The sequence below is a fragment of the Pseudomonas sp. UBA6562 genome, from assembly GCF_002434265.1.
Classification (GTDB): Bacteria; Pseudomonadota; Gammaproteobacteria; order Pseudomonadales; family Pseudomonadaceae; genus Aquipseudomonas.
In genome coordinates this window covers 247,206-265,967 of sequence record NZ_DJJS01000003.1, presented here as the reverse complement: position 1 = coordinate 265,967, position 18,762 = coordinate 247,206, and the positions used below count along the sequence as shown (strand labels likewise).

17 protein-coding genes and 5 tRNA genes are annotated in these 18,762 nt (G+C 59.8%); 15 read left to right on the top strand and 7 right to left on the bottom strand.

Going from position 1 to position 18,762, the window contains the following annotated elements; all coding sequences use genetic code 11:
* Nucleotides 1-174: 174 nt before the first annotated feature.
* The 8 genes from alaS (at nucleotide 175) to mgtE (ending at nucleotide 6,935) form a co-directional block, all read left to right on the top strand.
* Nucleotides 175-2,799 (top strand): alanine--tRNA ligase, encoded by a 2,625-nt coding sequence (gene alaS / locus B4M43_RS03985; RefSeq protein WP_296264406.1) that lies wholly within the window; start codon nucleotides 175-177, stop codon nucleotides 2,797-2,799.
* 128 nt (nucleotides 2,800-2,927) lie between these two features.
* Nucleotides 2,928-4,163 (top strand): aspartate kinase, encoded by a 1,236-nt coding sequence (locus B4M43_RS03980; protein ID WP_296264404.1) that lies wholly within the window; start codon nucleotides 2,928-2,930, stop codon nucleotides 4,161-4,163.
* 146 nt (nucleotides 4,164-4,309) lie between these two features.
* Nucleotides 4,310-4,498 carry a carbon storage regulator CsrA gene (gene csrA, locus B4M43_RS03975; protein ID WP_003254503.1) on the top strand — a complete coding sequence of 63 codons (189 nt, stop codon included), beginning with the start codon at nucleotides 4,310-4,312 and terminating at the stop codon, nucleotides 4,496-4,498.
* A 72-nt stretch (nucleotides 4,499-4,570) separates the two neighbouring features.
* Nucleotides 4,571-4,661, top strand: a tRNA-Ser gene (locus B4M43_RS03970).
* Between the two features lie 107 nt (nucleotides 4,662-4,768).
* Nucleotides 4,769-4,845 (top strand) — tRNA-Arg (locus tag B4M43_RS03965).
* Between the two features lie 71 nt (nucleotides 4,846-4,916).
* Nucleotides 4,917-4,993, top strand: a tRNA-Arg gene (locus B4M43_RS03960).
* Between the two features lie 71 nt (nucleotides 4,994-5,064).
* A tRNA-Arg gene (locus tag B4M43_RS03955) sits at nucleotides 5,065-5,141 on the top strand.
* Between the two features lie 351 nt (nucleotides 5,142-5,492).
* Nucleotides 5,493-6,935 (top strand): magnesium transporter, encoded by a 1,443-nt coding sequence (gene mgtE / locus B4M43_RS03950; protein ID WP_296264403.1) that lies wholly within the window; start codon nucleotides 5,493-5,495, stop codon nucleotides 6,933-6,935.
* A gap of 63 nt (nucleotides 6,936-6,998) precedes the next feature.
* Here the strand turns inward: mgtE and B4M43_RS03945 are convergent, their stop codons facing one another.
* Nucleotides 6,999-7,325: an Arc family DNA-binding protein gene (locus B4M43_RS03945; protein WP_296264402.1), complete on the bottom strand. Its 327-nt coding sequence runs from the start codon at nucleotides 7,323-7,325 to the stop codon at nucleotides 6,999-7,001.
* 342 nt (nucleotides 7,326-7,667) lie between these two features.
* On the opposite strand from B4M43_RS03945, the gene phnN reads away from it, so the two are divergent.
* Nucleotides 7,668-8,276 carry a phosphonate metabolism protein/1,5-bisphosphokinase (PRPP-forming) PhnN gene (gene phnN / locus B4M43_RS03940; protein WP_296264399.1) on the top strand — a complete coding sequence of 203 codons (609 nt, stop codon included), beginning with the start codon at nucleotides 7,668-7,670 and terminating at the stop codon, nucleotides 8,274-8,276.
* A gap of 103 nt (nucleotides 8,277-8,379) precedes the next feature.
* Nucleotides 8,380-8,456 (top strand) — tRNA-Arg (locus B4M43_RS03935).
* A 158-nt stretch (nucleotides 8,457-8,614) separates the two neighbouring features.
* Here the strand turns inward: B4M43_RS03935 and B4M43_RS03930 are convergent.
* From B4M43_RS03930 to B4M43_RS03915, 4 genes are all read right to left on the bottom strand, one after another.
* A complete protein-coding gene (locus B4M43_RS03930) occupies nucleotides 8,615-9,178 on the bottom strand; it encodes a hypothetical protein (protein ID WP_296264398.1) in 564 nt (187 codons plus the stop codon).
* A 156-nt stretch (nucleotides 9,179-9,334) separates the two neighbouring features.
* A complete protein-coding gene (locus tag B4M43_RS03925) occupies nucleotides 9,335-9,895 on the bottom strand; it encodes a hypothetical protein (RefSeq protein ID WP_296264396.1) in 561 nt (186 codons plus the stop codon).
* 113 nt (nucleotides 9,896-10,008) lie between these two features.
* Nucleotides 10,009-10,902: a hypothetical protein gene (locus B4M43_RS03920; RefSeq protein ID WP_296264394.1), complete on the bottom strand. Its 894-nt coding sequence runs from the start codon at nucleotides 10,900-10,902 to the stop codon at nucleotides 10,009-10,011.
* Nucleotides 10,895-11,491 (bottom strand): 2OG-Fe(II) oxygenase, encoded by a 597-nt coding sequence (locus B4M43_RS03915; protein WP_296264392.1) that lies wholly within the window; start codon nucleotides 11,489-11,491, stop codon nucleotides 10,895-10,897. Before B4M43_RS03915 ends, B4M43_RS03920 begins: the two co-directional genes overlap by 8 nt.
* A 704-nt stretch (nucleotides 11,492-12,195) precedes the next feature.
* On the opposite strand from B4M43_RS03915, the gene B4M43_RS03910 reads away from it, so the two are divergent.
* A complete protein-coding gene (locus tag B4M43_RS03910; RefSeq protein ID WP_296264390.1) occupies nucleotides 12,196-12,726 on the top strand; it encodes a hypothetical protein in 531 nt (176 codons plus the stop codon).
* Between the two features lie 44 nt (nucleotides 12,727-12,770).
* On the opposite strand, the gene B4M43_RS03905 is transcribed toward B4M43_RS03910, so the two are convergent.
* The gene (locus B4M43_RS03905; RefSeq protein ID WP_296264388.1) at nucleotides 12,771-13,463 is read right to left on the bottom strand and encodes a DUF421 domain-containing protein; all 693 of its coding nucleotides are present in this window, start codon (nucleotides 13,461-13,463) and stop codon (nucleotides 12,771-12,773) included.
* Nucleotides 13,464-13,772: 309 nt separating this feature from the next.
* On the opposite strand from B4M43_RS03905, the gene B4M43_RS03900 reads away from it, so the two are divergent.
* From B4M43_RS03900 to B4M43_RS03885, 4 genes are all read left to right on the top strand, one after another.
* Nucleotides 13,773-14,654: a manganese catalase family protein gene (locus B4M43_RS03900; protein WP_296264386.1), complete on the top strand. Its 882-nt coding sequence runs from the start codon at nucleotides 13,773-13,775 to the stop codon at nucleotides 14,652-14,654.
* Between the two features lie 102 nt (nucleotides 14,655-14,756).
* Nucleotides 14,757-15,254, top strand: coding sequence for a ferritin-like domain-containing protein (locus B4M43_RS03895; protein ID WP_296264383.1), 498 nt, complete (start codon nucleotides 14,757-14,759; stop codon nucleotides 15,252-15,254).
* A gap of 302 nt (nucleotides 15,255-15,556) precedes the next feature.
* Nucleotides 15,557-16,744 (top strand): MFS transporter, encoded by a 1,188-nt coding sequence (locus B4M43_RS03890; protein WP_296264381.1) that lies wholly within the window; start codon nucleotides 15,557-15,559, stop codon nucleotides 16,742-16,744.
* Nucleotides 16,745-16,880: 136 nt separating this feature from the next.
* Nucleotides 16,881-17,885, top strand: a complete 1,005-nt coding sequence (locus tag B4M43_RS03885; RefSeq protein ID WP_296264379.1) for a bile acid:sodium symporter family protein — start codon at nucleotides 16,881-16,883, stop codon at nucleotides 17,883-17,885.
* Between the two features lie 9 nt (nucleotides 17,886-17,894).
* Here the strand turns inward: B4M43_RS03885 and B4M43_RS03880 are convergent, their stop codons facing one another.
* Entirely contained in the window at nucleotides 17,895-18,599 is a 705-nt protein-coding gene (locus B4M43_RS03880) for a GNAT family N-acetyltransferase (RefSeq protein ID WP_296264378.1), read from the bottom strand.
* Nucleotides 18,600-18,762 lie beyond the last annotated feature (163 nt).

Below are 18,762 nucleotides of genomic sequence, written 5' to 3'. Positions count from 1 at the left end.
GCATCCGGGCCAGTCGTTTTTGTCCGCATCCACTTCAAAAGCCGTGTCTGCGACGCTTTCTAACGCATAAAACACACTGCACCGAGCTTGCAGGACCGATATAATGCGGCCCTTTGCCGTCGTTTCGTCGACGCGTTTGCCCCCAAGTGGGCCGCCGTTTCCGTGGAAGAACCTATGAAAAGCGCAGAAATCCGTGAAGCCTTCCTTCGCTTCTTCGAAGAGCAGGGCCACACCCGAGTCGCCTCCAGCTCGTTGATCCCGGGCAATGACCCCACCTTGCTGTTCACCAACGCTGGCATGAACCAGTTCAAGGATTGCTTCCTCGGCCAGGAAAAGCGCGCCTATACCCGTGCCACCAGCAGCCAGAAATGCGTGCGTGCCGGCGGCAAGCACAACGACCTGGAGAACGTCGGTTACACCGCGCGCCACCACACCTTCTTCGAGATGCTCGGCAACTTCAGCTTCGGTGACTATTTCAAGCGCGACGCCATCACCTTCGCCTGGACCTTCCTGACCTCGCCGCAGTGGCTGAACCTGCCCAAGGACAAACTCTGGGTCACCGTCTACGCCACCGACGACGAAGCCTACGACATCTGGACCAAGGAAGTCGGCGTGCCGGCCGAGCGCATGGTGCGCATCGGCGACAACAAGGGCGCGCCCTACGCCTCCGACAACTTCTGGACCATGGGCGACACCGGCCCGTGCGGTCCGTGCACCGAGATCTTCTACGACCACGGCGCCGACATCTGGGGCGGTCCACCCGGCTCGCCGGAAGAAGACGGCGACCGCTACATCGAGATCTGGAACAACGTCTTCATGCAGTTCAACCGCACCGCCGACGGCGTGCTGCACCCGTTGCCGGCACCGTCGGTGGACACCGGCATGGGCCTGGAGCGGATCAGCGCCGTGCTGCAGCACGTGCACTCGAACTACGAGATCGACTTGTTCCAGAGCCTGCTCGACGCCTCGGCCAAGGCCATCGGCTGCAGCAACGAGGCCCAGGCCTCGCTCAAGGTAGTGGCCGACCACATCCGTTCCTGCGGCTTCCTCATTGCCGACGGCGTGCTGCCGTCCAACGAAGGCCGCGGCTACGTGCTGCGCCGCATCGTGCGTCGGGCCTGCCGCCACGGCAACAAGCTGGGCGCCAAGGGCAGTTTCTTCTACCAGATCGTCTCGGCCCTGGTGGCCGAGATGGGCGAGGCCTTCCCCGAGCTGAAGAGCCAGCAGGCGCACATCGAGCGCGTGCTCAAGGCCGAGGAAGAGCAGTTCGCCAAAACCCTGGAGCAAGGCCTGCGCATCCTCGAACAGGATCTGGCGCAGCTCGACGGCAAGGTCGTGCCGGGCGACGTGGTGTTCAAGCTGTATGACACCTACGGCTTCCCCATGGACCTGACCGCCGACATCGCCCGCGAGCGCGAGCTGACCATCGACGAAGCCGGCTTCGAGCGCGAAATGAACGCCCAGCGCGAGCGTGCCCGTTCGGCCAGCGCCTTCGGCATGGACTACAACAGCCTGGTCAAGGTCGACACGCCCACCGAGTTCCTTGGCTACGGCGCCACCGAAGGCGACGCCAGGGTCGTGGCCCTGTACCGCGACGGCATGGCGGTCGAGCACCTGGCCGAAGGGCACGAGGGTGTGGTCATCCTCGACCGCACGCCGTTCTACGGCGAGTCGGGCGGGCAGATCGGCGACGTCGGCGTGATCGAAGTCGACGGCGCGCGCTTCGAAGTGCAAGACACCACCAAGACCGGCGGCGCCTTCCTGCACCACGGCGTGATGGCCAGCGGCGCGCTGGAGCGCGGCGCCCAGGTCCAGGCGCGGGTCGAGGCCCAGGTGCAGCAGGCCACTTCGCTGAACCATTCGGCCACCCACCTGCTGCACGAAGCGCTGCGCCAGGTGCTGGGCGAGCACGTGCAGCAGAAAGGCTCGCTGGTCGACAGCCAGCGCCTGCGTTTCGACTTCAGCCACTTCGAAGCGGTCAAGCCGGAGCAGATCAAGGCGCTGGAAGACATCGTCAACCGCGAGATCCGCCGCAACACCGAGATCCTCACCGAAGAGACCGACATCGAGACCGCCAAGCGCAAAGGCGCCATGGCGCTGTTCGGCGAGAAGTACGGCGACACCGTACGCGTGCTGAGCATGGGCGGCGACTTCTCGGTGGAGCTGTGCGGCGGCATCCATGCCAAGCGCACTGGCGACATCAGCCTGTTCAAGATCGTCAGCGAAGGTGGCGTGGCCTCCGGCGTGCGCCGCATCGAAGCGGTCACGGGCGCTGCAGCCCTGGCCTACCTGAACGCTGCTGAAGAGCAGGTCAAGGAAGTGGCCCAACTGGTCAAGGGCAACCGTGACAACCTTATCGACAAGCTGGCGGCGGTGCTCGAGCGCAACCGTCAGCTGGAAAAACAACTGGAGCAGTTGCAGGCCAAGGCCGCCAGCGCCGCAGGGGACGATCTCTCCAACGCGGCCGTTGAGGTCAAAGGCGCCAAGGTGCTCGCCGCCCGCCTGGATGGGCAGGATGGCAAGGCACTGCTGGCGCTGGTCGACCAGTTGAAGAACAAGCTCGGCCACGCAGTGATCCTGCTGGGCAGCGAGCATGAAGGCCGGGTCGTGCTGGTAGCCGGCGTGACCAAGGACCTCTCCAGCCAACTCAAGGCTGGCGACCTGATGAAGCAAGCCGCCGCGGCGGTAGGCGGCAAAGGCGGCGGTCGTCCGGACATGGCTCAGGGTGGTGGCGTCGATGTCGCCGCCCTGGACAAAGCCCTGGCCCTGGCCGTGCCGTTCGCCGAGCAGGGACTTTGAGATGCCGCGGGCGGTGAATCGCTGAGCCCGGTCTGCCTGCCCGCCAAGGGAGGCGGGTCGGGCGGCGCTCCGCTCGCCGGCAGGATGGATTGTTTACTGGGGCCCCTCGGGGCTGAGGCACCTTTGAAATGGCGTTGATCGTACAGAAATTTGGCGGCACCTCTGTCGGTTCCATCGAGCGGATCCAGCAGGTTGCCGACAAGGTCAAGAAATTCCGCGAGGCGGGCGATGACCTGGTGGTCGTGCTGTCGGCCATGAGCGGCGAAACCAATCGCCTGATCGAGCTGGCCAAGCAAATCAGCGAAAAGCCCGATCCGCGCGAGCTGGACGTGATCGTGTCCACCGGCGAGCAGGTCACCATCGCTCTACTGGTGATGGCCTTGCTCGAACGCGGCGTGCCGGCGGTGTCGTACACCGGCAACCAGGTGCGTATCCTCACCGACAGCGCGCACAACAAGGCGCGCATCCTGCAGATCGACGATCAGAAGATCCGCGCCGACCTGCAGGCCGGTCGCGTCGTCGTGGTCGCCGGTTTCCAGGGCGTGGACGAGCACGGCAACATCACCACCCTCGGCCGCGGCGGCTCGGACACCACGGGCGTGGCCCTGGCGGCGGCGCTCAAGGCCGAGGAGTGCCAGATCTACACCGATGTGGACGGCGTCTACACCACCGATCCGCGCGTGGTGCCGCAAGCCCAGCGCCTGGAGAAGATCACCTTCGAGGAGATGCTGGAAATGGCCAGCCTCGGTTCCAAGGTGCTGCAGATCCGTTCGGTGGAGTTCGCCGGCAAGTACAACGTCCCGCTGCGCGTGCTGCACAGCTTCAAGGAGGGTCCGGGTACCCTCATCACCATTGACGAAGAGGAATCCATGGAACAGCCGATCATTTCCGGTATCGCCTTCAACCGCGATGAGGCCAAGCTGACCATTCGCGGCGTTCCGGACACCCCGGGCGTGGCGTTCAAGATCCTCGGCCCGATCAGCGCTTCTAACATCGAAGTGGACATGATCGTGCAGAACGTGGCGCACGATAACACCACCGATTTCACCTTCACCGTGCACCGCAACGAGTACGATCAGGCGCTGGCCGTGCTGCAGAATACGGCTCGCGAGATCGGTGCGCGCGAAGTCATCGGTGACATCAAGATCGCCAAGGTGTCTATCGTGGGCGTCGGCATGCGTTCCCATGCAGGCGTTGCCAGCCGCATGTTCGAAGCGCTGGCCAAGGAGAGCATCAATATCCAGATGATCTCCACCTCCGAGATCAAGGTTTCGGTGGTGCTCGAAGAGAAGTACCTGGAGCTGGCCGTGCGCGCGTTGCACACCGCGTTCGAACTCGACGCGCCTGCGCGTCAGGGCGAGTAACACGCTGCAGGGAAGGGCGCGGCTTGCCGCGCCCTTTCGCGTTTCTGGCGATTGCGCGCGCTACTGTCCTTGCGAGCGCGGTCGCTTGGGGTCGATGGCCCCACCACTAGACTGTTATCCCTGATGAATTGTTTGAGGAGTAAGTTATGTTGATTCTGACTCGTCGGTGCGCCGAGAGCCTGATCATTGGCGATGGTGAAATCACCGTCACGGTCCTGGGCGTCAAAGGCAATCAGGTGCGCATTGGTGTCAGCGCCCCTAAGGAAGTGGCCGTTCACCGCGAAGAAATCTACCTGCGGATCAAGAAAGAGAAGGACGAAGAACCAAGCCTTTAATTTTTATCGAGTTTTTTTCAAAAAAAGGTTTGCAAACGGGGAGGGGTCTGGTTAATATACGCCCCGTGTTGCGGTGAGGTGGCCGAGTGGCCGAAGGCGCTCCCCTGCTAAGGGAGTATACCTCACAAGGGTATCGGGGGTTCGAATCCCCCCCTCACCGCCATTATTTCGCGATGTAGGTCGTTATCGCTCAAGTGGTTAAGTCGTTGAAATTAAACGAAAAATGACTTGGCAAACGTTTCAATCGACCTATAATGCGCTGCAAAACACGGACCCATAGCTCAGCTGGATAGAGTACTCGGCTACGAACCGAGCGGTCAGAGGTTCGAATCCTCTTGGGTCCGCCACTTTTGAAGTGGCTTTGTACATCAAGGCAGCTTCATCAGCCAGTGGTAATCTGGTCTAAAACTACCGTCACGGACCCATAGCTCAGCTGGATAGAGTACTCGGCTACGAACCGAGCGGTCAGAGGTTCGAATCCTCTTGGGTCCGCCACTTTTGAAGTGGCTTTGCATATCAAGGCAGCTTCATCAGCCAGTGGTAATCTGGTTTAAAACTACCATCCCGGACCCATAGCTCAGCTGGATAGAGTACTCGGCTACGAACCGAGCGGTCAGAGGTTCGAATCCTCTTGGGTCCGCCATATCAGAGAAGCCCGCTTTTTAAGCGGGCTTTTTGCTGTCTGCGATTCATGGAATCCTCTAAATCCTTTTCCCATCCTCTCCTGCTCAAGATCGGCCCGCCCCGGCATTGCACAGCCGCACGTAACGCCACGCCCGTTGTCATAGACACATCGCGGCAACGTTCACCCTTGACAAAAATTTAAGCGAACCAATCGCTTGGGCAGTGTATGATTGCGCCCGTCAGCCCCGCCGGGGCTTGTGGAATACCACCATGGACTTACCCAGTAGTTACTTATCCCTACGCTTTTTCAAGCCTGAACTGACCGATTGATTCCCCCGGCGTGCTCCGCTGCTGGGAGTGGAGTTCGCCTATGACCGAAATCGAAGTAAAGAAAAGCCAAGACAGCCTGCAGGACCGTCTGGCCCAGGTAATCGAGCTGCTGCAGCGTCAGCGTGTCGTCGAAGACCTGACCCATCGCCAAGAAGGTCAGCACCACGACCTGGTTGAAAACCTCGTCCACCGGCAGAACCTCGTCGAACTGCAACGCAAACTCGACGACCTGCACCCCGCCGATACCGCCTACATCCTCGAAGCCTTGCCGCTGGAAGACCGTCTTTCGGTCTGGCAGCTAGTGCGCTCGGACCGCGACGGCGACATCCTCCTCGAAGTCTCCGACGCCGTCCGCGAAACGCTCATCGCCGACATGGACGACCACGAGCTGCTGGCCGCCGCCAAGGAGATGGACGCCGACGAACTGGCCGACCTGGCGCCGGAACTGCCCCGCGACGTCGTCCATGAGCTGATGGAAACCCTCGATGCCCAGCAACGCGAGCGTGTGCGCTCCGCGCTGAGCTACGACGAGGAGCAGATCGGCGCGCTGATGGACTTCGAGATGGTCACCATCCGCGAAGACGTCAGCCTGGAAGTGGTATTGCGCTACCTGCGCCGCCTCAAGGAACTGCCCAACCACACCGACAAACTGTTCGTGGTCGACAACGGCGGCATCCTCAAGGGCGTGCTGCCGATCAAGCGTCTGTTGGTCAACGACCCGGAGAAGCAAGTGGCGGAGGTCATGGCGACCGATCCCGTCAGCTTCCGTCCCGAGGAAGATGGCTACGACGCCGCCCAGGCTTTCGAGCGTTACGACTTGGTCTCGGCACCGGTGGTGGATAAGAGCGATCGCCTGATCGGCCGTTTGACCATCGACGAGATGGTCGACCTGATTCGTGAGGAAAGCGAATCCGAAGTGCTCAACATGGCTGGTTTGCGCGAAGAGGAAGACATCTTCGCTTCGGTCTGGCGTTCGCTGCGCAACCGTTGGGCGTGGCTGGCGATCAATCTGATCACCGCATTCCTGGCCTCGCGGGTGATCGGCCTGTTCGAAGGCTCCATCGAGAAACTGGTCGCCCTGGCCGCCCTTATGCCCATCGTGGCCGGCATCGGTGGCAATTCGGGCAACCAGACCATCACCATGATCGTGCGCGCCATGGCGTTGGACCAGGTGAGCCCTGGCAACACTGTACGCTTGATGCGCAAGGAGCTGGCGGTCGCCTTGATCAATGGTCTGGTGTGGGGCGGGGTGATCGGTGTGGTGGCCTACTGGCTGTACGGCAGTTGGTCGCTGGGTGTGGTGATGACCGGTGCCATGACGCTCAACTTGCTGCTCGCGGCGTTGATGGGGGTGCTGATCCCCATGACCTTGATGCGCATGGGCAGGGATCCGGCCATGGGTGCCAGTGTGATGATCACTGCCGTGACCGACAGTGGCGGTTTCTTCATCTTCCTTGGGTTGGCCACGTTGTTCCTGCTCTGACGGCGGTGTCCAGCCCACAAAAAAGCCAGCGTAAGCTGGCTTTTTGCTGAGCGATTGGCCGGATTAGGAGGCGTCGGCAGCCATTTCAGCGTCGTGTGCGATCAGTGACACCAGCGCATTCTGCTGGCGGTGGGAGAGCTGGCGGAAACGTTGCAGCAGCTCGCGTTCGTGCAGGGTCAGCTCAGGGCTGTCCATGCGCATGCTCAGTTCTTCACCCAGGGCACCTTCCTGGATCAGGGTCTGTTCGAGACGAGCGATGATTTCGGAATTCATACTGCGGTGATGGTTGCGCGACACTTCGGCGATACGCTCACGCATGCCGTCTGGCAAGCGGACGACGAATTTGTCAGCGGTGCGGCTCGAGTAGATAGCCTGTTTCAATGGGCGCATATAAATTAACCGGTTCTTCTGGTTCAGGGGGAGCGGTTCGCAGATTGCCCGCACGGTGAAGGTACGACCGTTATTTCGGCAAAATGTTCAACCGCTGCTGTGACAAGGACCGTATATTGCCTGAGGGTAGTCGGTTCCTTGACGTCAAATCTGTGACAAATAGTGAGCTGGGTAAAGGCTTTTTGCCAGCACCGATTATCAGAAATGTGTACTGGTTTGAAAAGTGAAAGGCCTGTTACGCATTTTCATCCGTAAAGAATGAGTTCAAGCGCGGATAACAGGGGTCGGAACATCTGAGTCCACCCCGCGCATATCGTGCGCTCAATCGTCGAGGAGCCTGCCATGACCCCTGTGAATCCCCTGCCAGACGAGCGAGGCCGGCTCATCCTGCTGGTAGGCCCATCGGGGTCCGGCAAGGATTCGCTGTTGCAGGCGGCCCGACCTGTGCTGGAAGAGCAGGGCGTAAAGATCGTCAGGCGCACCATCACCCGTTCTCCTGAATCGTTGGGAGAGGAGGCGTTCGGTGTGTCCCGGCAGACCTTCGAGCACATGCAGGCGCAAGGCGATTTTGCCCTGCACTGGCAGGCCAATGGCCTGTGCTATGGCATCCCGAGGCAGATCGACGACTGGCTGGCTGCCGGTGATTCGGTCCTGGTCAATGGCTCGCGCGGCCACCTCGAGCAGGCACGCACGCTATACCCGGACCTGCTCGCCATCTGCCTGGACGTCGCGCCTGCTGTCTTGCGCCAGCGCCTGCTCAGCCGCGGGCGCGAGCTACCGGAGGAAATGGAGCAGCGCCTGGCGCGCAGTGCCGAGCTGAGCGGTGCGCTGCCCAGGGGCATGCGGCATCTGGACAATTCCGGCGCCCTTGAGGGGGCGGTCAATGCGCTGCTGGCTGTATTGGAAGAGGAAGGCATCATCGGCGTGCCGCGTCCTTCTCGACACGCGTAAACAAAGCCTTCGCTCGTGCAGCCTGATTCCTACATGACAAACGGCCGAGCGCTGGTTAACATGCACGCCTTCCTTGCCGCCGGCGCCCGCCGACGGCCTCAGGGTCTCAGTAGCTCAATTGGATAGAGCATCCCCCTCCTAAGGGGAAGGTTGCAGGTTCAAATCCTGCCTGGGACGCCATACCTTGCAGAATCTCGAAGACCTCAGTGCCTCAGAGAGGCTTGTTCGAATGCGCAGGGTATGTGCGCGACTCCGTTGACCGGCTGCCGAAGACTCTACGCTAGCCAGATCATCTGGACTTGGACTCTGTCATAAATCGATGCTCTATTTTGAATAGCTCATGGCGCGCTATTTTTGCGAGGCGATGCGTTGAGTCTGTGATGCTGCCAATACATGAAACAGGCTCCTATCAGTAACCCGCTGCCCATCGTGCCGAAAATGGCAATGGCAGAAAAGGCGATGCGGTCGTTCTTGTCATCTATTACTTGACTGAGCGAGCTGTCGTAGAGGGTTTCGTTATCCGTATACAAGCGCACGAGTATCAATTTGGATTGCGCGTAGCCTAAATCAACATATAGCGCCGTGGTTTTATGGATGCGAGCACTGTCGAATGTTATTTTATAGGCATAAGCTACGGTAGTTGCTTTTTTGCCTTCTGGATCTTTGTAGGTGATTCTGAATCTGTAAATCGATTGATCGTTCTCCCAGGTCTCGATGTTCGATGAGACTACGGCTGGTGTTCTCGTGGCAGCCATTGTGATAAAGCCGGGGTTCTCGCTCAGCGCGAGTATACAGAATGAAGCAAGGGTAATTTTCAAGGCCCCAGTCCAGGTGAAAAGCTTGGCGGCCTCGATGGGTGGCAAGCTTCGTACCAGTAGAATAATATCTTTCAAGCTCATCATGTCTTCGATCCTGATGAAGATGTGCGGTTGTTCAGTTTGTAGCGGGTGTGCATCAAGCTACTTTGAAGCGTTGGATCTGATGTTGCCGGTGCGTAAGGTTTCGCGCGGGTAGAGAACGAATTTGATGGATCAGTCGGAACTCAATCATCCAGTTTTTTACGCTATGTCTTTGCATGTTGATAGTTCGGACCTGTAATGCCGCCAATACATAAAGCACGCGCCCACCATAAAGCCGCTGCCCATTGTGCCGAAAATCGTCATGGCCGCGACCCCGAGTCGGTCATTCTCGTCATATATCATCTGTCTGGTGGATTTGTCATAAAGGGTTTCGTTTTCGGTGTAAAGGCGCACGATCATGGGCTCGGACCGCAAGTAACCAACATCTACTAATAATCTCGTGTTTTTATTAATGCGGGCAGTATCGAAGGTTATTTTATAGGCATACACCGAATGCCTCAGCTTATTTCCCTCAGGATCTCTGTAGGTGACATGGAACCTGTATATCGAACGATCTCGATCCCATGTCTCGGTTTTGGATGTGAGCACAGCGGGTACTCCAGTGGCTGATACTGTCAGCGTGCTTAAATCAGTGCTCGGTAATATGATGAAAATTGATGCGACTGCGATATTTAAAATGCCGGACCAAGCAAACAGTCTGGCTGCTTCGATGGGTTGCATGCTTCGTATCAATAGGATGATGTCTTTCAGGCTCATCATGATGTAAGCCTATTTTCTCGTGGGGTACGGGGATTTATCATGATTTTTCTTCTGCATGCATTGAATGGCCAGATTGAATCTGGCCTATTCACGAGGTGTTACTTAGACTCGGGCTAGTTTTTATAGCTGTCCTGTGTGTCGCCACTGGAACAGACATATTGATCTTGCTGGTTTCCTATGGGAACCGTTATCGAGGGCGGCGGTCCGGCGGGAGGGGTGCCATTGATGCTTTCTATACCAATTGTTACTGCCGCGCCTCCATTGTGATGAGGCGGTAACGGGGTAATTGCAGGTGTAATGGAACTTCCAGGCGGTGAAGTGGGCTCAAGAAAATACGTGGGATTGGCCGGTATTGGATATATCAGTGGGTATAAAGGCAAGCTCTCGATCTTTACTTCTTCCGATTGAGGATGCCAAGTGATAGCTTGTACTCGACCTGCAAATATTTGATTGATGGAGGAGACATCCCTGATAGTCATGTCTGGCGCTACAAACGGCTCAAGTGGCTCTCGAGTGATGTCGTGTTTTACGAGCATGTCAAAAATGGGTGCTATTTTCTTATTTATTTCTTCGGCCAGTTTAGAGTTGTAAGCTCCGAATAGAGCGGCACCTAATGCTATAGCAGTAAATGCTGTGGCCGCTGCAGGCAGCCCTGCTAGCGCGACAAATCCTGCAACGACGCCAGCGACATTGCCTACGAGACTGATAGAATCACCAAAATTGATTTTGCTATCGGATTTATATTCCGCAACTATCTTTAAGAAGGTTACGCTCCCCGCCAAGGTATTCGTTACAATGTTGATGAACGGCACTGCGCCGTGAGTCATCTTCTCCACTGCTAACACTGCTGCAATCGCACCCGCAGTTTGCGACCCCTGCACGACCAAGGAAAAGCCTTGGTTATCGGTTTTGAATTGATCATGTATCGCCGCAGCTGCCCCAACTTGAAATCCGGGCTTTTCAACTTTGTTGACGATGGCCACGAAAATCTCGAATCTATTACTCATGTCCTATATCCTGATCTACTGTTTTAAACGCAATGGTCATGCGCAGGCGGTCGCAACTCATGAATGGAGAGTTGGCACGGTGTGGAATTTTGCCGTTGAAAACGACAACGCGATTGGGTTTGGGCAGTACGGTCGCAGTGACGTCTGTCTTCATAGGGTTGAAAAAGGTGAGTTCTCCGCCCCATGCCATTGCCCAGTAATCGTTGCAGAACAGCACCGCGGTGCGTCCTGGCTCAAACAAATCGTTGTCTCGATGAATGGGACCATCCTGTCCTGCGGTCTGGCCGTTCGCATAAACGCCGATGAGTCTCGAGTTTTTCATGGACGAACTGCGTAGGCGTCTCCAGACATTTATGAGAAACCCCCACTGCTCATGATCGGCTAACTCCCGTTCACAGCAGTGCAAAGAACTTCGCTCGCTTCCCGCGATAAAGATGTGCCAGCATGGGCGCGAAAATGGGTTTGGGTGTATTGGCCAACCATAGCGCCAGAGGGCCTTTGATAATGTGCTATTCAGTTGGCACTGTTCCGTGTCGGTTAATACATTTTCTATTATTTCCAGATCGTCAATCTTCGTATGTTTTTCCATGGTTGCCCCGCGCAATTGCGCTGTCCATATTCATCCAGGCTTAGGGTGAAAACCGTCGAAAGAAAGATTGAGCGCTAAGTGAAAATCAAGCTACGGGATAAAGTTAACGTCCAGCGAAAGATTCTTCCGGTCTGAACGTAATCTGTTTACCGATGCCTGGTAGGAAATTTCTATTTAGAGATTTTTGGGCCAAAATCATTTCAGTAAGTCACCCGTCGTCAAACAAAAAACGCATCGAGCAACCCATTCAAACCTTGCAATCGTTGCTGTCACAATTTTTATCCTGTGCAGTTGAATGAGCGCCGACAGATCCTCGGCATCAACCCAGCCGCGTGACAGAAAAGTGCAGCCAAGCCTTGCCAAGTTAGGCCTGCGTACGGACAGAGGTTTGCGAGTCTGGTATTCGAGTCGGTGAGGGCAGGGCCTTACCCTTCTGGTAATGGACGTTGGTATTTTTCTCAAAGATGAGTCGTTGCGCCTTCCATCCAGACACAAGCCCATCAAACAAACGTCCGGGCTCCCCCAAGAAGCCTGTGCAGGCTATACGGATACTGCCATGGCTGATTCCTGCACTCCTACAGAATGAACATCCTCCCCCAGTCAACCTCAAAGTTCTGTCGATAGAAGAAAAGCACATAAGCGATCCCGCGCCCTCGCACACGCCGAGGTACGACTCGCTAAGGACCACACCAAGAGGTAATCCAATGAAAATCGGTTGTCTGGCTTGGGGTTCGTTGATCTGGAAGCCTGGCGATCTCCAACTCGCCGGCCAATGGCATGCCGACGGGCCGGCAGTGCCGGTGGAGTTCTGCCGCGTAGCCGACGGCGGCGAGCTGTCCACCGCCATCTGCCTGGGCGCCAACTGCGTCGATGTGCTGTGGGCCCGTCTGGCCACGCTGTCGCTCGAAGAGGCGTGCGCCCAATTGGCGGAGCGCGAGGCCATACCTGCCGGCCGCCACGATGGCGTGGGCACGCTGCTGGTGCATGAAGACGACGGCGTCGACGGCCTCAATCGCTGGGCGTTGCGCCAGGGCCTGGACGCGGTGATCTGGACCGCGCTGCCGCCGCGCTATCTGAACATCGAGAGCCGCATTCCCACGGCAGTGCAGGCCATCACCTACCTCGACGGACTCGAAGCGGACACCCGGACGCATGCGCGCGACTACATCCAGCAGGTACCGGCGCAAATCGCCACCGGTTATCGCCCTTTGTTCGCAGACAAGCTGGGGTGGTGAAGTGACCGTGTCGGCCGTTCGTAGGCGAACGGCCCGGTAAAGGCCTAACGGCTGCGTGGCGTATCCAGCGCCGGTGACCAGACGTGATGCCCGCACCGTTCGCAAACACTCCGCTCCTGCGCCTCGTGATAAGCCCCGAAACCGCAGCTCACGCAGCTGTACAGGCCTGCCACCGGCGGCAACGCGTATTCGGCGCGATGTTCGTCCGGGAGGACCGACAGGCCCGGGCGCGTGTCCTCCAGATCGTAGAAGTACAGGCTCAGATCGCCGTCGGTTTCCAATAGCCCCAGCCGTACCTGGCCCAGATGCTCGACGCCTTGCTGACGCAGTTCCATGAACAGCTCGTTTGAGGAGATGTTCAGGTTGCGCAGCGAGTGAATTTCATACATGCCGTCCTTGACCACGGTGATGGGCAGCCCGTCGATCCAGGCCTCGCAGGTCTTGCTGCGTTTCATGGCGTAGATCGTGCCGCGGTAGAGCAACAACAGGGTCACGAACACCAACAGTACCGGCAAGATGGGCACGTCTTCGTAGAAAGTGACGTCGCCGGCGGCCGAGCCCAGCGTAAGGATGACCACCAGTTCGAAGCGCGACAATTGCTTGATGCCCCGTCGACCGCTGAACTTGAGGAAACAGAACACCGCCAGGAAAGCCACCAACACTCGGGCGGAGACTTCCCAGAGAAACGACAGGGGCAGTTCGCCGAGCAGCATGCGTTGTGCTTCAAACGCGACCATTTACAGGTTCCTTGATAGTCGGCCTACAGCCGTTGATCGATGTCACGGGCAGTCCCTTGGTTCGGCGTTGGACTAACGTCGGATTCATCGCCCAAAGGAAGAACACCGATAGTACACCGCCCGTTAATGAGCGCTCCAAGCATTGGCCATCCTTTATTTAAAGGCGGTTTATCTGAGTGTTCATATTGTTTTCCATTCGTCAGGCAAGGCCTGATCCGTTCCAACCTTTCTCCGCGCACCTCACTCCCAATCATGGGCGGCGTCAACATACCTACATTCAGGCGCCCTCCCAACCGTGAGGAAACCGTCATGTTTATTCACAACAAACGTTTGCAGTACACCGTGCGTGTTGCCCAGCCCAATCCCGGCCTTGCCAACCTGCTGTTGGAACAATTCGGTGGGGCGCAGGGTGAACTGGCTGCGGCCGGTCGCTACTTCACCCAGGCGCTGGCGGAAGACGATCCGGGCCGCAAAGACCTGCTGATGGACATCGCCACCGAAGAGCTGAGCCATCTGGAGATCGTCGGTTCGATCATCGTGATGCTCAACAAAGGGGCCAAAGGGCGTCTGGCCGAAGGCGTGGAAGAAGAGGGTGCGTTGTATCGCTCCATCAACGGCGCAGGCAACGACTCGCACATCACCAGCATCCTGTACGGAGCTGGCGCGCCGCTGACCAATTCGGCGGGCGTGCCTTGGAGCGCTGCCTACATCGACACCATCGGTGAGCCGACCGCCGACTTCCGTTCCAACATCGCCGCCGAAGCGCGGGCTAAGATCGTGTATGAGCGATTGATGAACGTGACGGACGATCCTGGCGTCAAGGAAGCCCTAGGCTTCCTGATGACCCGCGAAATTGCGCACCAGTTGTCGTTCGAAAAAGCACTGCATTCGATCCAGCCCAACTTCCCCCAAGGTAAGTTGCCCGGCATGCCCGAGTTCACCAACAAGTACTTCAACATGTCGGGTGAACCGAATGTAAGAGGGCCCTGGAACGAGGGTGAGGAGTGGGAGTATGTCGAGCATCCCACGGCCGCAGTGGACGGCGGTGATGGCAGTGCTTCGGTGATGTTGTCCGCCGAGGAACTTCAGGTCGTCGAAGCCATGCGTCTGCGCACCCAGTCCAACCCGGCCAGCGACCCCATCACCGGTGCCGATCTCGGCTCGGGCGTGGTCAACGATCTGGATAAGTGAGCGATCGAGCGCCGAGTGTCTCGCCCAACCGAGACCCAAGCCTCGGCGCTCACGCCCAAACTTCGAACAAGTACCTGTTTTCCTACCTTTGGAGAGATAGCGATGGCCCGTAAGACGCTCGAAGACCTGTTCATCCACGAACTGTCGGACATGTACAGCGCCGAGAAGCAAATCGCCAAAGCCCTGCCACGTTTGGCCAGGGCGGCCACCAATCCGCAGTTGGCCGAAGCCTTCAAAACTCATCTGGAAGAGACCCATGGTCAGATCGAGCGTATCGACCAGTTGGTGGAAGCTGAGGGTCTGAAGCTCAAACGCATGAAGTGCGCGGCCATGGAAGGGCTGGTCGAAGAAGGCAAGGAGTTGCTGGACGAGATCGAGAAGGGCGAAGTGCTCGATGCGGGCATGATCGGCGCCAGCCAAAAGATCGAGCACTACGAAATCGCCGGTTATGGCACCCTGATTGCACTGGCCAAGCACCTGGGCATGAAGACCGCCGCCAAGCTGTTGGCTGAGACCCTGAAGGAAGAAAAGGCGACCGATGAAAAGTTGTCGGCCATCGCCGAGCAAGGCGGCGATCAGGCTGCCACTCTGGAAAAATGAAGGTGCATGCCCGGCATCTCGTGTGCCGGGCATCGCTCGTATGCTTCCCCCGCATGCCTCCCTTGTTTTCCTGCCAAGCCTTGTCGCCTCACAAGACGCCTGATGCTTCACAACGCGCGCTTCGTCACTGCAAGGCGGTCAAGCGAACGCCCCACCTAGGTGGAAGTTGCCCGCCTGTGCAGTCTGACCGCGTATCCGGCTTCCTTTTTGTCAGGTATCCGCGCAACCTCCCATCCCACAAGATTTGACCTGAAGGTCAAACCTGCCTAGGGTATCGCCCCTGTTTTTTGCTTGAGACCACCATGACCGACCGTGCTTCAATCCCCGCTGCCGTCTACCTACTGGGGTTGACGATCTTTTCCCTGGTCACTGCCGAATTCATGGTCGCCGGCATCATGCCCGCCCTGGCCGCAGAGTTTTCTGTGAGTCTGGCCCAGGTCGGCAATCTGATTGCGTTCTATGCCCTGGGCATGGCCCTGGGCGGCCCGCCGGTGACCATGCTGCTGATCGCCCGCGGCGTCAGCAACAAGCGTGCGCTGCTGGGGCTGTTGGCGGTGTACGTGCTGGCCGGGGCCCTGGGGGCGGTGGCTACCGACTACTCGGTATTGCTCCTGGCCCGCGTGCTGATGGGTATCACCAGTTCGGCCTGCCTGGGCCTGTGCATGACCCTCTGCGCAGGCCTTGTGCCTGCCGCGCAGCGCGGACGGGCGATCGCCATCGTGCTGGCGGGGTTGATGATGTCGCCGGTAGCCGGCGTGCCGATGATAAACCTGGTCGAGCACAGCTTCGGCTGGCGTGCCAGCGCCTGGGCGATCGTGCTGCTGTCGCTGCTGTGCACGCTGCTGGTGGCGACGTGCCTGAAGCAGGACCCGGCCGACCGGCAACCGCCGCTGTCCCGGCAATGGGCGGCGTTGAGCAACCCCAGCCTGTGGGGCGCGTACCTCACCAGCGGCCTGATCATCGGCGCGACCTTCGCCGGCTTCAGCTACATCACGCCGATCCTGATCGAGGAAGTCGGCGTACTGCCCAGCCATGTGGCGCCGCTGCTGGCGTTGTACGGCGTGGCCAACCTGCTCGGCAACATGCTGGTGGGGCGTGTCGCCGATCGGCACACCTTCGCCGCCTTGGGCTGGGGACTGGTGCTGTTGACGGTGGCGATGGCCGGCTTTGCCATGGCCGGCCAGACGGCGTGGCTGAACCTCGCCTGTTTCCTGGCCATCGGCCTGACCGGCGTGGCGCTGAACCCGGCGATGGTAGCGCGGGTGATGAAGGCGGCCGAGCCCGGCGCGCTGGTCAATGCCCTGCACACCTCGGTGATCACCGCCGGCCTGGCGCTGGGCAGTTGGGCGGGCGGCGAATCCATCGACGCCGGTTTCGGCCTGCGTGCGCCGTTGTGGGTCGGTGCGGCCATGGCGGCGGTGGGCCTGCTGAGCGTGGTGCGTCCGTGGCTCGCGCGTGCGCCGATGCCCCTGGCCAAACCCTGCGTCTAGCCCCAAGGCGGGCCGTGCGCAGACATTCGGTTACTTTCACCGGGAACGGCTGTACGTGTATCGTCCGCTCTTGCGTTCGGGCCGCCGCGCTGGCGCCCGGACGCCGGTAACTCCGACAACAACAGGATGTCCTTCCATGGCCCGCTCGCGTTTCCTGCCCGACAACTTCACCCTCATGCTGGTCGCCGTGGTGCTGACCGCGACCCTGCTGCCGGCCGCAGGTCAGGTGGCGGTGGCCTTCGACTGGATCACCAACATCGCCATCGGCCTGCTGTTCTTCCTGCATGGCGCCAGGCTGTCGCGCGAGGCGATTCTGGCCGGGGCCGGGCACTGGCGCCTGCATGGGCTGGTGTTCGTCTGCACCTTCGTGCTGTTCCCCTTGCTCGGCCTGGCCCTGCGCCCGCTGCTGCTGCCGCTGGTGGGCAAGGACCTGTACATGGGCTTTCTCTACCTGTGCACGTTGCCGGCCACGGTGCAGTCGGCCATCGCCTTCACCTCGCTGGCCCGTGGCAACGTGCCGGCGGCCATCTGCAGCGCGGCGGCGTCGAGCTTGATCGGCATCTTCATCACCCCGCTGCTGGTCACCTTGCTGATGGGTGTGCACGGCGACAGCGGCTCGACTCTCGAGGCGATCCGCAAGATCAGCCTGCAGCTGCTGGTGCCCTTCGTGGCCGGGCAGATCGCGCGGCGCTGGATCGGCGAGTGGGTAGGGCGCAACCGCAACTGGCTGAAGGTGGTCGACCAAGGCTCGATCCTGCTGGTGGTGTATTCGGCCTTCAGCGCGGCGGTGATCGGTGGCCTGTGGCAGCAAGTGCCGCCGCTGCTGCTCGGCTGGCTGGTGCTGGGCTGCTGCGTGCTGTTGGCACTGTCGCTGGGCGTCACGGCGCTGCTGGGCCGGGTGCTGGGCTTCAGCGTCGAAGACCGCATCACCATCCTGTTCTGCGGCTCGAAGAAAAGCCTGGCCACCGGTGTGCCGATGGCCCAGGTGCTGTTCGCCGGCAGCACCATCGGCCTGCTGATCCTGCCGCTGATGCTGTTCCACCAGATCCAGCTGATGGTCTGCGCCGCCCTGGCGCAGCGCTATGCCCGCCGTCCGGAAGCGCCGCTGCCAGCGGCCGAGGTGGCCAAGGCTACCGAGTGAGGGGCGCCCTTAGCCCTTGAAGGCGCCCAAGGGCTGACGCTGGCGACCCTGCCCGTCGAAGTTGCTCGGCGCCAGCCAGGCGTCGAACGCCACCTTGAGCGCCGGCCACTGGCCGTCGACGATCGCGTACCAGGCCGTGTCCCGGCTGCGGTCCTTGTACCGCACCGCCTGCCGAAACGTCCCCTCGTAGACGAACCCCAATCGCTCGGCCGCCCGCCGCGAGGGCAGGTTGAGGTCGTCGCACTTCCATTCGTAGCGCCGGTAGCCGAGTGCGTCGAAGGCGTAGGCCATCAGCAGGTACTGCGCTTCGGTCGACAGCGCCGATTGCTGCAGCGCCGGCGAAAAGATCACGTACCCCACCTCGATCACGGCATTGGCGGGATCGATGCGCATCAGCGCCAACGTGCCTACGGCCTTGCCGCTGGCCAGGTCGATCACCGCGAAGTGCAACGGGTCGCTGCTGCGCGCCGCCGCTTCGGCATGGGCCTGGTACTGCGCAAGGGTGTCGAAGGGGCCGATGGGCAGGTACGTCCAGTGGCGTGTGTCGCTGGCGGCGGCATAGGCGGCGTACAGATCGGCGGCGTGCCGTGCGGCATCCAGCGGCTCCAGCCGGCAGTGGCGACCGGTCAGGGTGACGGCAGCGGGGCGTGGCCGCGGCGAGCAGTCGGCAAGTGCCGGACCGATGGGTTGGGCGTACTCGTTGAGGCGGGTCATGGACGGAATTCCTGCGCGCAAGGGAGTAGCACTGTAGCGCGTCGGCGCTCTGATGAAAGGGCCATTGGCCCGTGTTTGCGGGGCACCAATCGCCTGCTTCGGCACGGGCCGCGCACCGCGTGGCAGACGCTGTGCAAACGGCCGACACTTAGAATGAATCTTT

What these genes read in the sequence shown, in the direction of transcription:
- phnN (WP_296264399.1), top strand. Translation starts at nt 7,668, where the DNA reads ATGACCCCTGTGAATCCCCTGCCAGACGAGCGAGGCCGGCTCATCCTG.
- B4M43_RS03930 (WP_296264398.1), bottom strand. Translation starts at nt 9,178, where the DNA reads ATGATGAGCTTGAAAGATATTATTCTACTGGTACGAAGCTTGCCACCC.
- csrA (WP_003254503.1), top strand. Translation starts at nt 4,310, where the DNA reads ATGTTGATTCTGACTCGTCGGTGCGCCGAGAGCCTGATCATTGGCGAT.
- B4M43_RS03980 (WP_296264404.1), top strand. Translation starts at nt 2,928, where the DNA reads ATGGCGTTGATCGTACAGAAATTTGGCGGCACCTCTGTCGGTTCCATC.
- B4M43_RS03910 (WP_296264390.1), top strand. Translation starts at nt 12,196, where the DNA reads ATGAAAATCGGTTGTCTGGCTTGGGGTTCGTTGATCTGGAAGCCTGGC.
- mgtE (WP_296264403.1), top strand. Translation starts at nt 5,493, where the DNA reads ATGACCGAAATCGAAGTAAAGAAAAGCCAAGACAGCCTGCAGGACCGT.
- B4M43_RS03895 (WP_296264383.1), top strand. Translation starts at nt 14,757, where the DNA reads ATGGCCCGTAAGACGCTCGAAGACCTGTTCATCCACGAACTGTCGGAC.
- alaS (WP_296264406.1), top strand. Translation starts at nt 175, where the DNA reads ATGAAAAGCGCAGAAATCCGTGAAGCCTTCCTTCGCTTCTTCGAAGAG.
- B4M43_RS03880 (WP_296264378.1), bottom strand. Translation starts at nt 18,599, where the DNA reads ATGACCCGCCTCAACGAGTACGCCCAACCCATCGGTCCGGCACTTGCC.
- B4M43_RS03945 (WP_296264402.1), bottom strand. Translation starts at nt 7,325, where the DNA reads ATGCGCCCATTGAAACAGGCTATCTACTCGAGCCGCACCGCTGACAAA.
- B4M43_RS03900 (WP_296264386.1), top strand. Translation starts at nt 13,773, where the DNA reads ATGTTTATTCACAACAAACGTTTGCAGTACACCGTGCGTGTTGCCCAG.
- B4M43_RS03925 (WP_296264396.1), bottom strand. Translation starts at nt 9,895, where the DNA reads ATGATGAGCCTGAAAGACATCATCCTATTGATACGAAGCATGCAACCC.
- B4M43_RS03885 (WP_296264379.1), top strand. Translation starts at nt 16,881, where the DNA reads ATGGCCCGCTCGCGTTTCCTGCCCGACAACTTCACCCTCATGCTGGTC.
- B4M43_RS03920 (WP_296264394.1), bottom strand. Translation starts at nt 10,902, where the DNA reads ATGAGTAATAGATTCGAGATTTTCGTGGCCATCGTCAACAAAGTTGAA.
- B4M43_RS03890 (WP_296264381.1), top strand. Translation starts at nt 15,557, where the DNA reads ATGACCGACCGTGCTTCAATCCCCGCTGCCGTCTACCTACTGGGGTTG.
- B4M43_RS03905 (WP_296264388.1), bottom strand. Translation starts at nt 13,463, where the DNA reads ATGGTCGCGTTTGAAGCACAACGCATGCTGCTCGGCGAACTGCCCCTG.
- B4M43_RS03915 (WP_296264392.1), bottom strand. Translation starts at nt 11,491, where the DNA reads ATGGAAAAACATACGAAGATTGACGATCTGGAAATAATAGAAAATGTA.